This window comes from Acidisphaera sp. S103 (assembly GCF_009765975.1).
In the GTDB taxonomy this organism is placed as follows: Bacteria; Pseudomonadota; Alphaproteobacteria; order Acetobacterales; family Acetobacteraceae; genus Rhodopila.
Genome location: NZ_LMUJ01000034.1, coordinates 50,916 through 68,714 on the forward strand (window position 1 = coordinate 50,916; position 17,799 = coordinate 68,714).

Sequence of the window (17,799 nt, forward strand, 5' to 3'; positions counted from 1 at the left end):
GCGGCGGTCAGCGCGGGTTGCGTGCCCACCGTGTCGGGATAAACCAGCTCCAGATATTTCGCGTCGATCGGCAACAGCGTGCGTGGCGTGCCATACTGGGCGGCCTGCGCCAGCACAAACTGGCTGTAGGTTTCCTCATCGTACTGCGAATATGCCAGTACCGTGGCGCCCGGGGTAACGGTGAGCAATGTCGGCAGCGTGGCCTCGACGTTGGTATTGGCGATGCCGATGGTGCCGGGTGTGACATAGGAGCCATTGGTCAGTTCCACCGTGGCGGTGGATTTGGGAGTCGCGCTGCCCTGGGTGAACTGGACGCGATAGCCGCCCGGCAGCAGGGCGTAATAGGACGGCAGCAGTGTGTAGGTGCCTGCTGGCAGGCCGGGGATACCGGCCGGGATGGTGATCTGCTGGCCGATGCCTACGGGCGATCCGGCGGAGGCACCCGGCTGATCGGGCGGCGGCGGGGCGTATGCGGGCTGCGGCCCGGCGATGATCGCGTAGATCACCGGGGCGGGCGTCGGGGTCTTCATGACCGCACCGGGTGCCTCCGGGCTGAAGTTGAGCAGGGGTGTGGTCAGGGTGTCGGTGGACCCGCCTCTGCCGGAGATGAAGCTGGCGCCGGTCAGTTCGCCGCCGCCGGACAGGTCCACGACCGCCCCCGTGCCGATATTGATCGACTGGCCGGCAAGCACGATGCCCGTTCCGCCGCCACCCACACCAGGGAGGACCGTGGCGGCGACGCCGCCGCCGGCAGTAAAATAGTTCACGCCGTCCGCTGTGCCACCATAGGGGATGTTCAATCCGGCGGTGCTAACCGAGGTGATGCTGCCCGGCAGGAGATTGACCGCCGTCGTGAAACCGTTGGACGAGCCAGACCCGAGGCCGGTACCCTCCTGTGCTCCAAGGACGATCGTACCCTCGGGTGCGCGAAGGATGCCGCCCTGGTTGATGACCCCGGCATACAGGGTCAGACCGCCGAACGCGGACAGCGGCGGCGCGGGATCGTCGCCGGCGATCCCGTTGATGGTGATCGACCCGTCCAGGTAGAACGCACTGCCCGCAGCATTGTAGAGCGCACCGGTCGTACTGCCGTAGAACGGATCGAACCCGGCGGATATCGTCGCTGCCGCACCGCTGACCGGGTAGATTTGCGCGGCGGTGAGGGTGATGTTGCCGGACGACTGCAGACCCCCACCCAGAAAGCGGATGTCGCCGCTGCTGGCCAGATTGACCATGTTGAAGCCGGGCTGTTCCACGGTCAGGGTTGGCGGTTTCCCGTCCTGGAATGGCCCATTGAGGGGAATGTCGAGGTTGTTGGCGCCGAACGTCACGCTGCCCTCGATGTCGATCAGATCCGCCTGGACGGTCAGCGTCGCGCTGGTGCAGTCCGCCACGCCGGACAGGCAAGGTGCCACGTTGGAGAGGGCGTCCGCGAATGTTTCAACCAGATGGAGGCCGTCCGCCGCCGGCGCGCCCGAGCCCGAACCGTTCAGAAGTACATACGGTGCCGCGATCGTGGCCTGGCCGGCGTTCTGTGTCGCCCCGATTTCCCCCGACGTGATCTGGATGCTTTGACTGGTTTTCAGGGTTACGTCGCCGTTGAACAACACGGAATCGGTGGCGAACAGTTGCAGTGTACCGAATCCGCCGGCGTTGATCTGCGCGGCGCTTAATTGAACCGTGCCGACCGCGCCCGGCGTATTGGCGAGGCTTTGGTCGCCGGGCTGAATGTCGGCGGGCAGCAGGCTGGGCTGTGTGTCCTGGCTGACAACGATGTCGAGCGGTACCCGGAGTAAATTGGGAAGGGAGTAGGTGACGTTGACATTCAAAAGGGCGTAGAGCGGTGTCTGTAGTGCGACACTCAATGTGCCGCCAGCGGCGGAGGGGCCGCCGGGTGCGGCCAGCATCGTACCATCAAGATACATGCCCTCGGCGGAGGCAATCTCGATAAGCCCGCCGCCGCCGGCGACCTGACGCGGGCCACCCAGTGCGGCGGCCTGTCCGCTTAGTATCGACGTCGACCCGGCGGCCGGATCGATCACGGCGGCCACGCCGGATGCGTCGATCACCGCACCGGGCCTGAGGAAAATAAACGCGCCTGTCGCGGCGCTGTCCGCATTGGCGGCGACGCTGCCGATGTCGACGGTGCCTCCCTGTAGAAACTGCACGTCGCCATAGGGCCGGCCGAACCGGTCGAGCGCGGTTGCCGCCTGTCCCGCCACGTCCAGAACACTGTCGGACCCAAGCCAGATCGACAGGCTAAGCAGGTAGCTGTAACTGTCATCCTCCGATGTGTTTGGCGGTATGGTTGGTAAGTTGTCGTTGATGACCGAGATCGTACCGCCCGGCGCGGTGATCGTGCCGTCGATGGTGATTTGGCCGTACGCCTGCAGCTTGACCGACTGGCCGGGATCGACGGCAATGGAGGCGCCGGGGCCGATATCGAGCGAGTCACCGAAGGCCGACGGTGCGGTGGTTTGGCCCTGTGGACTCTCGGAGACGAGACTGATGCTGGCGCCCTGACGCTGTGTCAGCGTCGCCGTCACCGGATTGGCCAGGTAAAGCGGCGGCAGTGCCACGGTAAAGGCTGTCGCGGGGACGCTGCCGGTCGGTACGGACCAGCTTTGCGCGTTGAACTGATAGACCGGCTCAACCACGGTGATCGCCGCGCCCGGCGCCACGCCGACCCCCGGAATCGGATTACCCGACGTGTCGGTCAGATTGCCGTAGCCGGTGATGGTGTAATCAGAAAAGCCTTGCTGGAAAAAGGCAGGCGTTAAGGCAACCTCAGCCGGCAGCAGGCCGGTGGGGACGCTATCGCTGATGACGACGCCGGGAACGCTCAGCGTCAGCGTCCCGCCGGTGGTTGAGCCCAGGGAGCGAAGCGTCCCCGCCAGGATGACCGGCGCGGTTCCGGGCGTGTCGAATTGCGCGTCGTCGGCGATCAGCGTGATGTCGCCGCCAGCGGCCCCCTTGGTGCTGCCGTTGACCAGCAGCACGCCGCCGGACGATGCGTTCACCAGACTGCCGGCGGCCAGGGTCAGTGAGCCAGTGGTGTCCAAAAGGATCGGACCGCCGCCGGCGAAGGCCTCCGACCGATTGTTGGTCGGATCGAGCAGCAGATTGGTCCACAACCCGCTGGTGTCGATCACGCCATCGGCGGTCAGCACGATCGCGGGTGTGGCGGAACCGACGGTTAGTGCCTGCGCGTTCTGCTCACCGCCCGCCCCAGTGAAAACGTTGCTGATCGTTACGCTGCCGGCGGGGCTGCCGAGCGTGCCGGAAATCTGGGTCTGCGCCGCGAGCAGGTTGATTTGCCCGCCGGGCGCCAGTTGGACCGAGGAATCAACGAAGATCGTGCTGTTGGCGGCGACGGCGAGGCTGGCCAGTCCGCTACCGTTGAGCACCGAAGCCGGAATGTCCGTGGTGCCGGCACGGTCGGGGGGGATCGGTGTCGTGGTCGAGAGCGAGGCCGCGAGCGGGACGACGTCGTCGCCGATCAGCGCGGTGGTGGTGTAAGCGCCCTGCAGCCCCTGTGAGTCGTAGTCGCCGATATAAAGCGAACCGCCCAGCGGGACCGTGGTCTGTGTCAACAGGAACGGGTCCAGCGTGGCCGCGGTTGTGGGGTTGAGCACAAACGGTGTGTTGTTGATGCCAGCCGGGCTGGTGTTCTGGAACGGCCCGTTGACGACACCGGCGGTGATCGTCGCCTCCATCAGCGTGGTGTTGGCATCGATCACCAGGTTGCCGGCGTCACGTCCGACCGTATAGCCCGTTTCCCAGAGTTCGCTCGGCGCGATCAGCGGGCTTCTGAATGTCTGGGTGACATTCCAGCGGGGATGCGTGACGGTGAAGCCGTCGTACACGCCGGTGTAGAGAAGCCCGGCCGGCGCGGTGTTGATGTTGTAGATTTCGCCGTTGCTGGCGACGACATAGCTTTGCTGGACATAGCCGGCCTGGTACTGAACCGTGCCGCCGGCCAGGTTGAACAATGCCCCTGGCTGCGCCACGACCTGTGGCGATTGTAAAGTGACGGTGCCGCCCAATGTGCTCCATTCGGCGATACCGTGGGTGACATTGCCGAGTTCGCCGCTCACCTCCAACAGGCCGCCCGGCGTGTAGTCGCGGTTCTCCGGGTCGGCGGCGTTGGCCAGCACTTCGGTCAACTGACGGATGTCCACTTCGACATCGTCGTTGTTGAGCAATGTCGTTTCGCTGTTAACGGGCGCGTCGCGCAGTTCATAGGGCTCGATGGTGACAGCCAGATCGTTCGCCGAGGCTGGCAGGTCGACGCCGACCAGGCCGGAGACATCGAGGATGGCACCGGTCTCGACCAGGATGCGACCCGCGGTTGCCGGGTTGGTCGCGGTGCCCGGTGTGCCGGCACTGACCGCGATCTGCCCGCCATTGGCGACGGTCAGCGAACCCGACTGGAAATCCACCACGCCGCCAGTGGTGATCTCGATCCGGGATTCATATTGCTGATCCGGCAGGCGAACCTGATCGTTGAGTAACGGAAAGGCATACTCCGACACAGGGATTTCATTGGCCACCGCGGAGTCAGTGATAGCGGTGGCGCGCTGCGCATCCGATGCGGTGGCGTCGCTGCTGTCCGGTGCGATGTACGTCAGGCTGCCAGGCGTGAGCGTGACGCTGCCGTTTGGATCGGGGTTGCCGTTTGAATCGACGGTTTCGGTCAGCAGGTGGATCGTGCCGCGCTGAGCGACCGAGGTGGTGGAAAGGATCACGCCGGCCTGGGTCACTGCCTCACCCACCATCGTCACGTCGCCGGTGGTGGCCTGAATCAGGCCGGTGTTGCTGGCCGCGCCGCCGCCGGTGACGGCGACCTCACTGCCCAGCGTGGTGGAGGTGACATACCCGGAGGGGTAGCCTGTTGTCGCGTTCAGCCCGGTGACGCTGTAGCCCTTGCGAAGGGTGAAATCCTGGCCGGCGGCCAGGATCGTCTGGCCGGACGGCGTGGTGATCTGGCCGGCATTCTGCACGCTGCTGCCGAGCAGCATCACGAAGCCGCCACTTTCGACGGCGGAAAACGGCGTGTTGGTGGTGATCTGCGCACCTGCCTGCACGATCACCGGCGCGGTCGCGCCCGAGAAGCTGGGGCCGGACGGGTTGTAGATACCGAAATTCGTGAACTGAGCGTTGCTCAGCGCGCCGGTCGCGGCGATCAGCGCGCCGGTGTTCACCTGCGCCGTGGCGCCGAAGATGATGCCATTGCCGTTCAGGATATAGACCTGACCCGGGGCGTTGATCTGCCCCAGGATCTGGCTGGGCTGTGCGTTCGGATCACTGACACGGTTGAGCGCGACCCATGTGTTGGCTGAAGCGCCGCCGGAACTCTGGTCGAAATTGAGAGTCGTGTTGGCGCCGACGTTGAATGTCTGCCAGTTAAGGAAGGCGGTGCTCGCCGTCTGCTTGATCGTGACGGTGGCGCGGCCGCTGCTGGCGGTCTGCATCGGTTGATTGGCACCTGTCCATACATTGGCGGATCCGGGGGTCGCGGATCCAGCAGCCGGCTGCAAACCGCCGATGGTCAGGCCGTTTGGCACCGACGCCGTTGCCGCGACCGACCGGGCCTGTGCCTGCAGACGTTGCATGGCGGCAATCGATTGCGCGGCGGTCTGCAGATTGGCCAGCGACTGCTGCACGGCCTGCATCGACGGGAGCGCGGCCGCCGTCGCGCTGGTACCGACGCCGGACGCGGACCTGCCGGCGAACCATGCAGGGGAGAACTGTGTCGGCGTCCCCGCGACCGCATGGGGTGCGGCAGCCATGGTCCCCAGAATGGCGAAGGCACTGACACCGCACAGCAGTTTGGCTCGCTGAAAGCGCAAGGCCTCTTTCCGGGTTGGTTCGGGACAACGACTGGACTGCTTCTGCCGGTTGCGCTGAGGCGTGCGAGACATGGTTAATGATCCGTGCTGAAAGTGCGCCGCCCAATGCCCAAATGGCGTCTTGCCCGGTAGCACCGCTGCCGTACCGACTTTACCGCCGTCCCGATGGGACGCTTAAATGTCTGCCAATCAGGGCATTCTATACTCATTGATCGCGCGTTTGTACAATTAGCGATTGGGCAATGTCATGAATTTTTTCTTTCAGACTTATGGCCGTATCAACTTGTTTTTAACTCGATCCAGGGTTGCCGGCCGCATTATAGGAGGACTTTTCATCAACGACTGCTCCCTAGCAACACACTGGCATCCCGAGCCTGACGTGATGGAGGCTGCATTTCGCCGCGTGCGGCCAGCCGCCTGAGCTCTTCACGTAATCGCCGCAGCGGTTCTTCCCAGTCACCGGCGCGAGCCTGGCGAAACAGGCGCAGGGTCGGATACCATGGGCTGTCTTCGCGATCGAGCAACCAGCGCCAATCGGTGTCGAGACGGTTGAGCAACCAGACCGGCTTGCCAAGAGCGGCTGCAAGATGGATCACCCCAGTGTCGACGCCGACCACCAGATCAAGCCCATCGATCAGCGCCGCGGTCGAAGCGAGGTCCTCAACTTCATCCATCCAGTTATGTACTGTGACCGGTCCCTGCAAAGGTTGGATTTGATGTGCGGCTTCACCCTTCTGTAGCGAGATCAAGTGAAGACCGGGCAGATTGACACTTGACACCAGGCGCTCAAGCGGAATCGATCGCTTGCGATCACCGAGATATTTTGGGTTGCCGGCCCAGACCAGCCCGACACGCAGACCGGTCAAGGGTGCGAACCGTTCACGCCAAGCCGTCGATTGCTGCCGATCAGCCCATAGATAAGGCACAGTAGTGGGAATGTTGCCGAGGTCGGTTTCAAAAATACGCGGCAATTCACTCAGTGGGCAATGGACATAGGATTGGGGCAGCGGCGGTCCGCTGACGACGTCCGAAACCCCTTCCAGTTGGGTGAAAAGCCGGTGCAGCGAGCGGGGCACGACGAGGATGATGCGGGCGTAACGCGCACACAACGACACGTAACGACAAAATTGAATGGCATCACCCAGACCTTGATCGGCATAAAGAACAAGCGGTTGATCGCCAATATCCTCCCCATTCCATGTCGGCAACGGGAATTCCATGTCCAAATTATCGTCATTCTTCCAGCGCAGGTAGCGGAACCATTGCATCCCGGGCCAGCCCTCTTTCAGCCGCCCAACTTTCAGCAGCATCAATGCCCTTGAAACGTGTGCTTCCGCGTCATCAGGTGCCAGTTCCAGTACTTTTTGCCAGCAGTTCGCCGCCCCGTCCCATTGCCTTAACACGTCCAGTGCACTGCCGAGGTTGAACCACGCGTTTACATAATCAGGTTTCACGCGTAATGCGGCACTGAACTGCTGAACTGCCTCCGCATACCGATCTTGCCCGACCAAAGCGCGCCCAAGATTGTTATACGCGCGTGCATCGTCGGGACGCCGGCTCAGGACGGCGGAGAAGCAAGCAATGGCCGCCTCATTCTGGCCGGTGTCGGTAAGCAGGTTGCCGAAATCGTTCCACGTATCGATACGGTCGGGGTCCAGGTCCAAGGCGCGGCGAAATGCGATCTCGGCCTCGGCAAAAGTGCCGAGTGCCAGCAGCGCCTTCGCAAGATTATGATGCAACTCGGAGGTATCGGGGTTAAGGGCCAGCGCTCGCCGATAACAAGCGACCGCGTCCGCCGCACGACCGGTATCCCGCAGTATGTTGCCAAGGTTGTTATGGAAATGCATCGTATCCGGCCGCAACGCGATGGCACGCTCGATCAGTTCGATAGCCGTCTCGGTCCGTGCGGATTGGTGTGCCAGGACACCGAGCAGATGCAGTGCGTCAGCATGCACGGGGTCGGCAGTCAGGACCTCACGATAGCCTTGTTCAGCCGCGTCCAGCCGTCCAGCCTGATGATCCGCAAGGGCTCGGTCTAACAGGTCTTCAATCCAGGTCATGTTATTGCTGATGGCGCCTTCCTCAAGAGTGAACCCGGTGCATGCCTGATGGTGCTACCATACGTCGGGCGGTTCGCATCAATCGTATCTGTCTCAGTGAAGTATTGATGACAGCCAGCGCTACTGGCGCGACATCGCTGCGCCATGAGGCATTTTCCCGCGGCGGCACAATCTCTAGCGTGATCCATGCTCTCGCGGGCGCTGAACGAACTGAAGGGGCTCATGATATCCGGTTGTGCGACGATGTCGTCGAACGCCGCTTGCATGGCTGGCGCGACCGATGTCTGATTCGGGTCGCCAATCCAACGCTCGGGTTCGTGCGGTGACGGCGTTGGATTTGCAGCCGACAAGCGCGACTTCATCGGCACCCAGATCGCCGGCGCCGTAGGAACGGAGAACACTACCGGACCGCCGATCGAGCGCGACATCGGCCATCGGTGGAGAGTGTGATTGAAGCAGGTGCTCGAAAGGCCAGCAATTCAGGCTTGTGTCCGACACCCGACAGATGGTGTGGAAGCGGTCGTGCGCCATGAGGTGCTCCACCCGACCACGCTCGTTTCGGTCAAGAATGCTAAGGAATGCGAACGTGATGAGGCCTCGGCCCGGATCGCCAATGCGTTCCGCGAGCCGGAAGAAGGAGTGTCCGGTGGCAACCATGTCGACAGCGACCGTAGCGGGCATGATGGCGGCGGCGAATATCGGATCCAGGCGGACATCCTGTGTGAGGCGGCTGATGTCGACGATTCGTGCCGGGATGCCAGATAAACGTGCGCCGAACACGCGGGCCTGATCGTCCGCGCTGCGGCTCCGGCGGGAGATACATGTCGGAAATGATGAGGTCGCTGGCGTCGACGCGGGCAACATTGGCACGAATTGGGATCAGCAGATTGCGTTCGATCTCGACTTCCGCACGGAGGAGGATACGTGCCTTATCCTATGGCAAACCGTCGACGGTCATCTGGCGATAGATGTCGTGCAGTACATAGGGGTTTCCGATACGGTCCAGAACAGCCTGTGCATTCATTCGCCGTTGCACGAAATCGGCGATATCGCCGCATATCCGCACCATACCAAAGATTAAATTCGGGTTGGGTACGGAACGGGCAACCAGCGTGTCAAAAACATCCCAACTGGTCACGACAGGCTTGGGCGGAAGAAGCATGGGTGGACCTGCCAGTACTGATACGAGGGTCCCATTGGCACTAGACCGCGCGCAGTTGATAGCGCGTGTTTCTTACAAGTAAATGAATATCGCGGTACTGACCGCCATGGGACCCCCTTCCTGATTTTCGGCATCATGGCGCGACGTTCAAGGAACATCTTGGCCGGGCATCCACACGGGCAAAACCTGCCCATACGCCGGCTGGACTATTACCAACAGAAGAAGAGACTATTACAATAGACCGGAGAGGCAAGATATCATGTGGACAAAATCGCGAGTCCGCAGTAACGACAGGTATCGCAAAAGAGAGACCGCCGCGGCGAATGAGGACGCGACGGCCTCTCTTCGGCCTGTGCGTGATTCCGAGACAACCATTTATATCGGATATAGAAACGATGACGACGATCACCACGAACAGTACCAAGGGCATTACCCTTTCCACCCTGGACACGACGATCGCCAGCGGGGTGTCGATTTCCAACACCAGCGGCAAGACCGTCGTTGACGGTGCCTCGCCGACGGCATGGACGCTGGTGAACTACGGGCGGATCATCGGCCAGAACAAGGACGCGGTCGCGCTATACAACGGTGGCTACGTCACCAATGCCGGCCCCGGCGTGATCAGCGACAAGCAGGCGGTCTACGTTAACGGCGCGGCCGGAACGGTGGTCAACGCCGGCAGCCTGATCGGGACAGTCTTTGGCGTCCATCTCGTCGAGGGCGGTTTGATCACCAATGCGACGGGCGGGCTGATCACCGGCGGCAGCCAAGGAGTATACGTCAATGGCACCGCCGCCGGCACGGTGGTGAATGCCGGCAGCATCGGCGGCGGGGTCTACCTCTACGGTGGCGGTCTGGTCACCAATGCCGACAACGCCGCGATCAACGGTGGACAGGGCGTCTACTTTGGCAACGGCGTCATCGGAGAAGTGAACAACGCTGGCAGCATCACGGCGACCTCGGGGTCTGGCATCAAGATCGAGGACAGCGGTTCGGTCACCAACAGCGTTTCCGGCGTGATCACGGGCCAGCAGAACGGCGTTGAGATCGCCAATGGCGCCGGAACGGTGGCCAACCTCGGTACCATTACGGCCGCCTCGGAGTACTACGGCGTCAAATTCCTCTCGGGGGGCTATGTCGGCAACGGCGGATCCGGCCTGATCAGCGGCACTGTCGGCGTCTATATCGCCGGCGGCGCCGGAACGGTCGTCAATGCCGGCTCGATCATCGGCAGCGGTGGCACGGCGGTGGCCTTCGCCAGGACCACGGCCAACCGGCTGATCGTCGATCCTGGTGCAGTGTTCGGCGGCAGCGTCGTGGCGCAGGGCACCAGCAACGTACTGGAACTTGCCTCCGCTGCCAGCACCGGGACGATTGCCGGCATCGGCACCAGTTTCTCGGGTTTCGGCGCAGTCGAGGTCGACACCGATGCGCGGTGGGTGGTGTCGGGTGCCGTCTCCGGCGGCACGATCGACATTGCCGCCGGCAGCGACCTGACGCTGACCGGTGCCGAGGCAGCCTCGGCACCAGTCGATTTCACCGCCAACAGCGGCACGCTCGGCCTGGCCGATCCCACCGGCTTCGCCGCCACGGTGTTCGGCTTCCAGCCCGGCGATGCGATCGACTTCACCACCGTCAGCAGCAGCGGCAGCATCACCGCCGGAGTCAATGGCTCCAACGAACTCACGCTGACCAGCGGCGGCACGCTGCTGGCCGAGGTGCAACTCGATCCAGGCCAGAACTTCGCCGGCACCATCTTCACCGCAACACCCGACGGCAGCGGCGGTGATATCGTTACGACAACACTCTGCTTTTGCGCTGGCACGATGATCGCCACACCAGCCGGCGAAACGCCAGTCGAGCAACTTGCCGTCGGAGACCAGGTCCTGACCGCGCATGGAACGGTTCGGCCGATTGTCTGGATCGGTGTCGGCCAGGTCCTGGCGACACGCGGCAAGCGTGGCGCCGCGACACCCGTCATCGTGCGGAGGAACGCCTTGGCCGACAACGTGCCGCACCGTGATCTGCACGTGACCAAAGGGCATTCGGTTTACCTGGATAGCGTGTTGATCCCAGTCGAATTTCTGGTCAACCACCGCTCTATTCTGTGGGATGACCAGGTTCAGATGGTGTCGCTTTACCATATCGAACTTGAAGCCCACGATGTGCTTCTCGCCAATGGTGCCCCGCTCGAAAGTTATCGCGATGACGGTAACCGTTGGTTGTTTCAGAATGCCAATGCCGGTTGGGACCTAGCACCGAAAGAACATTATGCACCGGTCCTAACCGGCGGCCCCGTTGTCGATGAGGCCTGGCGCCGTCTCCTCGACCGCTCCGGCATCCGCAATGGCTTTCCCCTGACGGATGATCCCGATCTTCATCTGTTGGTGGATGGCATCCGACTGGATGCCGTGGAGCGGACGGCGACAACGTACACCTTCAATTTGCTCAATATGCCTTCCACGATAAGGATCGTCTCGCGCGCCGCCGCGCCGCAGGAACTGGGTTTGGCTCGCGACCCGCGCAGCCTTGGCGTTGCCCTGCGGCGTATCGTTGTCCGGCGGGCCGCCCAACTCCGGATAATCGAAGCGGAAGACCCCCAGTTGACGCTCGGCTTTCACGCGTTCGAACCGGATAACGGCTTCCGTTGGACAGATGGTGATTCGGTTCTTCCGGTCGAATTGCTCAGTGATTTCGCCACACCCGCGATCTTGATCCTGGAACTCTGGAGCACGGCACGCTACATCGCCGACGGCGATGCAAACCAGCAGGCCGCGTAGCGGTTCGTTGCCAGTCTTTGGCGGTTTAGCTGACCAACCTCATGACCTGCGTTTTCCGCCAACAGTGAACCGGTGTGACTGGAGTCTATTGGGCGCTGATATATCGGTGCTGGCGGCCCCTGCACGTTGGTGCATGCATCCATGATGCCGATTGTTCATCGCTCAAACGATCCACAGTGCCCTGCCCGGCCGCGGGGGTCCGGCAATCTGGAGAGACATTGGAAAAAGCGTGCCTCGTCCGACAGCCGTTACGCGCGACGTGTCCTGCGCATCTGCATAGGCCTCGCCATGGTTGCAGGCAGCATTACCGGCTGCGGCAGCGCGACACGCCCACCTGACGGCGATGCAACGAACAAATCAGCTACATCGGCCGATCCCGCTGCCATCGACACACCGCTGCAAGTGGCTCGCTTCAAGCGAATGGATATCCTTCGAAGAAACGACAACACTGATGTGACCGCAGGGTATGCGCTTGGAGAGGGTGCTGACGCGATCATCGCCACCGTGCGCGTTCATGCCGTCGCCAGCGCTGGCCTTATCCCGCTGCTGGGGGGTAAGCGGGTAGCCGATTCATCCGCCTCGGCACAACCGCTGCAAGACGCCATCACGCAAGTGCGGCACTATTACCCTGACGCGGCCCTGCGCGATGTTCATGCCGTGTATCTTGTCAAACGTGGTGTGTTGCAGAGCGGCCGAGCCGCGACGCTACGATATGAAGACCTGTTCGCCGGTCAACGGCAGAAGATAGACCTCGACATCTACATGTTCTGCTGTGTTGACGATGGAATGGTTTACGAGTTCCGCATTCGGCACGCGGCGGACAACAATGCGGCGTGGGCTGCGATCCCGTTCCTGCAGGCACTGGACTGGTCGGTCCCGTCCCGCCCCGATGATCGGTAGCCGGAAGCTAACCCCACGCCGGCCATGGCTGAAAGTTCACGCCTGAAAATTACGGGCGGACGGATTCGCTGAGGAGCGAGATCGGACCTGCTGGCCCCTCGACAACAATGCGGCGGCGGCACGTCCCGAGGGAGTGCGCCACATCCGGCCGTCAATGCATTGGAAGATCGAGACATGACGGCACGACGCGCCCGGGCAGGTGCAGACGTCCATCATCTGCCCACAACCAAGCGGTTCTCGCAGAAAAAACCTGAACCCGGGATCATTTCGCCTCCGATCGGCCGAGTGCACCAACGCCGGTGCGAAGCCGCTCGTGATCGAGTGCGGCCAAGGCGTCGAGAAACGCCACCATCATGGAGCCTGGCCCCCGCGCGGTCAGCGCCGCCATCTCGCCGGCGATCCCCGTTATCGCCAGCGCATGTGACACGCCGGCCAGTGCCGAGCCGCCGAGGGCCATACACGCGCCGGCGATCGCGGTCGCAGCGCAGCCCATGCCGGTGACACGGGTCATCAGTTCGTGGCCGTTATGCAGCGTCAGCACATGTGCGCCGTCGGTGATGTAGTCGACCGCGCCGGTGACAGCGACAACGGCACCCGCGGTGCCGGCAAGACGACGCGCCGCCGCGACCGCCGCTTCAGACTGCGCGCCGCTATCCACGCCACGACCGCCACCGGCCTCACCGGCGAGCGCCAGTATCTCGGACGCGTTGCCACGGATCGCCGTCGGCCGCAGGCGGCACAGGTCCTGGGCGAACCGCGTACGCCGCTGTATCGCACCGGCCCCCACCGGGTCGAGCACCCAAGGCTTGCCGGCCGCCGCCGCCGAAACCACCGCTACACGCATGACCGCGGCCCGTTCAGGCGACAGCATGCCGAGGTTAATGACGACCGCGTCGGCCGACGCAGCGAAATCGGCGACCTCGTCCGCTCCCTCGGCCATCGCCGGGGCGGCACCCAGTGCCAGCAGCGCATTGGCAGTGAAATTGGCCACCACGGCGTTCGTCAGGTTGTGCACCAACGGCCGCCGGCTGCGCAGTAGCGCCAGTGTCGCGGCCAGGGAGGCGGGCGTTATGAAAGCAGGCATTGTCATGCGTCGCGAGTCCGGTCAGGCGGATCTAGTCTAGCGCGTCTCAAGCGCCCGGATAAGCCTGCCACGCCGCGGAGGCATCGCGCACTGCCCTCGGATCGCCAGCAATCCTCGGCAGCGGTGGCGCCATGCCGAGTTGCGGCGCGCGGCCCTTGCACCCGCGCCGCCACCCGGTAGTCTGTCGTTTCAGCGCCAACCATCGTCCCGGACCCGGTGCGATACAGGAGAATTCGCATGGCAGCCGCCGATCCCCGCGTCATCGCCCGCACCACCGGCCAGCCCGGCCGCTTCCTGGTGAGCGCCCGCAACGTCCACACCGTCGGCGACGCCACCGCCGCCCGCGGCGGCACCGGCGAGGCGTTCGTCGCCGCCGAGTTCATGCTGTCCGCCCTGGCCACCTGCGGCCTCGCCATCGTCACCGACGAAGCCCGCAAGCTCGGCGACAAGGTGACCGCGACGACGATCGACACCACCTACACCGTCGATCCGCAGGACAGCACCCGCTTCAGCCGCGTCGCCATGCAGTTCCGCTTCGCCGGCATCGGCCAGGCCGAGGCCGACGCGCTGGTGCACGCCTTCACCAGCCGCTGCCCGATCTACAACACCATCGCCCGCACCACGCCCACCGAGGTCTGGGGCGAGACGGCCTGATGCATCTCGCCGCGTTCGTCAGCGCCGGCCCGGTGTCCGGCAGCCATGGCGGCTGGCGCTATCCAGGGGCGGACCACGACATCACCTCGCTGGGCTACTACACCCGCCTGGCCCGCACCCTGGAAGACGGCTGCTTCGATTTCGTCTTCATGGCCGACATCCTGGCCGTCCCCGACCGGCTGCACGACAGCATGGACAGCCAGTTGCGCTACGGCGCGCTGGGCTCGCTGCGCCTCGACCCGATGATCGTGCTGGCGGCGATGTGCGGCGCGACCCGCCATGTCGGCCTGGCCTGCACCATCTCCACCACCTATTTCGAGCCGTTCGCGGTGGCGCGCGCGATGGCGACGCTGGATCACCTCAGCGGTGGCCGCGCGGCCTGGAACATCGTGACCTCGTTCCAGGATTCCGAGGCCCGCAACTTCGGCCGAACCCAGCAATTCGCGCGCGAGGAACGCTACGACCGCGCCGACGAATTCCTGGAAGTCACGTGCAAGCTGTGGGATTCGTGGGCCGACGATGCGCTGGTGCGCGATCCGGCGGCGCCGCTGTTCGCCGATCCGGCGAAGGTGCGCCGCATCAACCATGACGGCCGCTGGTTCAAGGTGCGCGGCCCGCTGAACGTCAGCCGCTCGCCGCAGGGGCGCCCGGTGCTGCTGCAGGCCGGCGCGTCCGACCGCGGCAAGGATTTCGCCGCGCGCTGGGCCGAGGTGGTGTTCGTTACCCACGCCGCCCCCGAACCCGCCGCCGCCTTTCGCCACGATCTGCGTGCTCGTGCTGAACGCTTTGGCCGCAATCCCGACGACATCAAGGTGATGCCCGGCATCGTCCCCGTGGTCGCCGAGACCCGCACGATGGCCGAGGACCGCCGCGCGCTGCTGGAAAGCCTGGCCCACCCGACAGCCGGGCTGTCGACGCTGTCGTATCACCTGGACATCGACCTGTCGGAATTCCCCCAGGACGAGATGCTGCCGGAGATGGACGTCCCCGGCGTGCAAGGCCACTACCGCGAGGTCGCCGAACTCACCCGCCGCAGCGGCATTCCGCTGGGTGAACTGGGCCGCCGCTACGGCGTGGGCCGCACGGCCGCGGGCTTCACAGGTTCGCCGACGGATGTCGTCGATAATATGGAGAAATGGCTGGCAGCGGGGGCGTGCGACGGGTTCATGATCCAGACGCCGTATATGCCGGGGGGACTGGACGATGTTGCGCGGCTGGTGGTGCCGGAGTTGCAGCGGCGGGCGTTGTTCCGCCGGGGATATGAGGGGACGACGCTGCGGGATAATCTGGGGCTGACGCGGCCGGCGGCTTGAGGGGCGGCGGCTTGAGGGGCGGCGGCTTGTCATGCCTCCGTAGGGGATCTTGACGGGGGCGAACCGACCGCCTGTTTTCTCTCCGATCCAAAATGGTCTTTCCCGACCACGGCCAGAATGATCGAGATTGGCCAGAAGCGGACTACCGACTATAGAACAGGTGCCCGCAAAAAGCGGAGTCCTGCCGACGCCTGTTATGCCCCCATCGGTCGGGGCTGAGGAGTGGCGCCATTCCAATCATTGTGCTAAATTGACGAGGCAACGATTCGAGGTTTGGTTATGGCTAAAGGTGACGGGGTTGGCTTGGCAAGTGCACGCTATTTGGCGATGCGGGCAGTGATCGGCTCGCAAGAGGGCCAAGCAGCTATATTGAAGGCCATAGCTGACGGCCACCCACCGCTGTGTGGGGTGGACCCGCTGCTCACGCAGATCATTGTCGATTATGCCAAGGGCGACGACCAAATGTTGATGAGCGCAGGATCTATCGTCGCCGAGCATCTCGTTGCGAGAGGTTACGTAAAGGGTGCGATCAGAGGATGCCCCACCGGCTGCACGGCCGGGACCGGCTCATCTTTCGCGCTACCGACCTGAGGTATTTGGCGAATGCCTCATGAGATGACCGCCAACGTGTTCGACTTGGACATGGACACGAAGATCTACAGGGTCTTTCCCTTGGTTCGAGTCCTAGACCTTTTTGAAAACAGCAGAAATGTCCTTGTCAGGCCGAAACTTTGGGACGACCCGTTCGAGAATTTCTTCCTTAGCGCTCAGGCTTTCAGTGGAACTAGCCCAATAGATATAAATGGTATCAAGGAAAGCTGGTACGGACAATGTTGGACAACGCTCGCAGAAAGTGACGCGATGTGGCGGATTTACAGCCCAAGCAAGGAGGGGGTATGCGTAGGGACTACCGTTGGAAAGCTCTTCGGCAGCTTTTATGACGAAACCAGCTCGACATCTGCTTTGAAAATGTTCATCGGTCGAGTTGTCTATAAGGAGAAGAATGATACCGTTTCCATGGCCAAAGATCTTAGTTTTATGGATCTGGCTGGCGGAGGAACTAACAATCGCTTTGCCCGCACACTGCTGGTGAAAAGGTCGGAATTTGAGCACGAGCGCGAGGTTCGCATCCTGTTCTGTGATGTGGACAAGGAGCACCTTGGTGATGACACCGTATCCTTTGACTTCAATGCAGCTAACCTGATCGAAAGCGTTTTGTTCGATCCTCGCCTGGACATGCGGATAGTAGCTGCGCTTAGCTCGGTGATTGCGAATTTTGGCTACACGAATGATATTGATAGATCTCATCTCTACGATGCGCCTCGGCTGATCATCAACTTGAATCGATGAAGTCCCCAGCCTTGGATCAAGCTGACAATTAGCAGGCCAGACGTAATCAAGACCGACTCGAGAGCGCTGGATGCGGTTGGAAATCGAATGCTTCAAATAAAATAGCCACCCGCGTATTTGTCTTTCGAGGCAGGGAGCGGACTAGTCAGCTATGTCCACCGTCGACAACAACGCACGCGTATCCGCCCACGTCATCCGCATCTTACGCCGAGCGACATTGGTCAGTTCGTTCAGCACCTGCACGCTGATCACACCGTCCTCGCGGACGATCGCCTCCGCGCGGTCAGCCTTCACCGGATCGCCGGACGCGAGATAAACCAGAACGTTGGTATCGAAGACCCTACCGGGCATTCGCCTCGTCGCGGTCAAACTTGAAATCGGCCGGCAGGCGGCCCCGGAACGCCCGAAGCCGCTTCAGCAAGTCCTCGCGGTTCGGTTTGCGCGCAACAACCAGTTCCCGAGCGTCGGCAATATGGATGTCGATCTCATCGCCTTCCTTAAGCTCGAGCACCTCGACCACGGCAGCGGGAATGCGAACAGCCAGGCTATTGCCCCATTTGGCAACCCGCATAACACCCCTCATAGATATACGTTCTCCAGCACGTCTATCCCACGAGAACGCCAAGTCAACGGCAAACCCGCCA

The 17,799-nt window shown here is 62.8% G+C and carries 12 protein-coding genes; 6 read left to right on the top strand and 6 right to left on the bottom strand.

Going from position 1 to position 17,799, the window contains the following annotated elements:
* Both GSQ89_RS08100 and GSQ89_RS08105 read right to left on the bottom strand, forming a co-directional pair.
* Positions 1-5,852, bottom strand: a 5,852-nt coding sequence (locus GSQ89_RS08100) for a filamentous hemagglutinin N-terminal domain-containing protein (RefSeq protein WP_158923824.1), incomplete at its 3' end; no start/stop codon positions are given.
* Positions 5,853-6,187: 335 nt separating this feature from the next.
* Positions 6,188-7,912 (bottom strand): tetratricopeptide repeat protein, encoded by a 1,725-nt coding sequence (locus GSQ89_RS08105; protein ID WP_158923826.1) that lies wholly within the window; start codon positions 7,910-7,912, stop codon positions 6,188-6,190.
* 450 nt (positions 7,913-8,362) lie between these two features.
* Between GSQ89_RS08105 and GSQ89_RS08110 the strand changes: the two genes are divergently transcribed.
* Positions 8,363-8,677: a hypothetical protein gene (locus GSQ89_RS08110; protein WP_158923829.1), complete on the top strand. Its 315-nt coding sequence runs from the start codon at positions 8,363-8,365 to the stop codon at positions 8,675-8,677.
* A 169-nt stretch (positions 8,678-8,846) separates the two neighbouring features.
* On the opposite strand, the gene GSQ89_RS08115 is transcribed toward GSQ89_RS08110, so the two are convergent.
* Complete coding sequence (locus GSQ89_RS08115) at positions 8,847-9,074, bottom strand: hypothetical protein (protein WP_158923831.1); 228 nt, start codon at positions 9,072-9,074, stop codon at positions 8,847-8,849.
* Positions 9,075-9,469: 395 nt separating this feature from the next.
* Between GSQ89_RS08115 and GSQ89_RS08120 the strand changes: the two genes are divergently transcribed.
* Together GSQ89_RS08120 and GSQ89_RS08125 are read left to right on the top strand one after the other, a co-directional pair.
* A complete protein-coding gene (locus GSQ89_RS08120; protein WP_158923833.1) occupies positions 9,470-11,854 on the top strand; it encodes a Hint domain-containing protein in 2,385 nt (794 codons plus the stop codon).
* 453 nt (positions 11,855-12,307) lie between these two features.
* Positions 12,308-12,754: a hypothetical protein gene (locus GSQ89_RS08125; protein ID WP_158923835.1), complete on the top strand. Its 447-nt coding sequence runs from the start codon at positions 12,308-12,310 to the stop codon at positions 12,752-12,754.
* A 262-nt stretch (positions 12,755-13,016) separates the two neighbouring features.
* On the opposite strand, the gene thiM is transcribed toward GSQ89_RS08125, so the two are convergent.
* Positions 13,017-13,838: a hydroxyethylthiazole kinase gene (gene thiM, locus GSQ89_RS08130; RefSeq protein ID WP_158923927.1), complete on the bottom strand. Its 822-nt coding sequence runs from the start codon at positions 13,836-13,838 to the stop codon at positions 13,017-13,019.
* 237 nt (positions 13,839-14,075) lie between these two features.
* Between thiM and GSQ89_RS08135 the strand changes: the two genes are divergently transcribed.
* The 3 genes from GSQ89_RS08135 (at position 14,076) to GSQ89_RS08145 (ending at position 17,155) form a co-directional block, all read left to right on the top strand.
* Entirely contained in the window at positions 14,076-14,492 is a 417-nt protein-coding gene (locus GSQ89_RS08135; RefSeq protein ID WP_158923837.1) for an OsmC family protein, read from the top strand.
* Positions 14,492-15,805, top strand: coding sequence for an LLM class flavin-dependent oxidoreductase (locus GSQ89_RS08140; RefSeq protein WP_158923839.1), 1,314 nt, complete (start codon positions 14,492-14,494; stop codon positions 15,803-15,805). The genes GSQ89_RS08135 and GSQ89_RS08140 overlap by 1 nt, the downstream gene beginning before the upstream one ends.
* A 615-nt stretch (positions 15,806-16,420) precedes the next feature.
* A complete protein-coding gene (locus GSQ89_RS08145) occupies positions 16,421-17,155 on the top strand; it encodes a DUF2971 domain-containing protein (protein WP_158923841.1) in 735 nt (244 codons plus the stop codon).
* A 141-nt stretch (positions 17,156-17,296) separates the two neighbouring features.
* On the opposite strand, the gene GSQ89_RS08150 is transcribed toward GSQ89_RS08145, so the two are convergent.
* Positions 17,297-17,506 (bottom strand): PIN domain-containing protein, encoded by a 210-nt coding sequence (locus tag GSQ89_RS08150; RefSeq protein WP_158923843.1) that lies wholly within the window; start codon positions 17,504-17,506, stop codon positions 17,297-17,299.
* Entirely contained in the window at positions 17,496-17,726 is a 231-nt protein-coding gene (locus tag GSQ89_RS08155) for an AbrB/MazE/SpoVT family DNA-binding domain-containing protein (protein WP_158923845.1), read from the bottom strand. The genes GSQ89_RS08150 and GSQ89_RS08155 overlap by 11 nt, the downstream gene beginning before the upstream one ends.
* Positions 17,727-17,799 lie beyond the last annotated feature (73 nt).

Coding starts and splice junctions, on each gene's coding strand:
- GSQ89_RS08105 (WP_158923826.1), bottom strand. CDS start 7,912: ATGACCTGGATTGAAGACCTGTTAGACCGAGCCCTTGCGGATCATCAG.
- GSQ89_RS08115 (WP_158923831.1), bottom strand. CDS start 9,074: ATGCTTCTTCCGCCCAAGCCTGTCGTGACCAGTTGGGATGTTTTTGAC.
- GSQ89_RS08120 (WP_158923833.1), top strand. CDS start 9,470: ATGACGACGATCACCACGAACAGTACCAAGGGCATTACCCTTTCCACC.
- thiM (WP_158923927.1), bottom strand. CDS start 13,838: ATGCCTGCTTTCATAACGCCCGCCTCCCTGGCCGCGACACTGGCGCTA.
- GSQ89_RS08135 (WP_158923837.1), top strand. CDS start 14,076: ATGGCAGCCGCCGATCCCCGCGTCATCGCCCGCACCACCGGCCAGCCC.
- GSQ89_RS08140 (WP_158923839.1), top strand. CDS start 14,492: ATGCATCTCGCCGCGTTCGTCAGCGCCGGCCCGGTGTCCGGCAGCCAT.
- GSQ89_RS08145 (WP_158923841.1), top strand. CDS start 16,421: ATGACCGCCAACGTGTTCGACTTGGACATGGACACGAAGATCTACAGG.
- GSQ89_RS08150 (WP_158923843.1), bottom strand. CDS start 17,506: ATGCCCGGTAGGGTCTTCGATACCAACGTTCTGGTTTATCTCGCGTCC.
- GSQ89_RS08155 (WP_158923845.1), bottom strand. CDS start 17,726: ATGCGGGTTGCCAAATGGGGCAATAGCCTGGCTGTTCGCATTCCCGCT.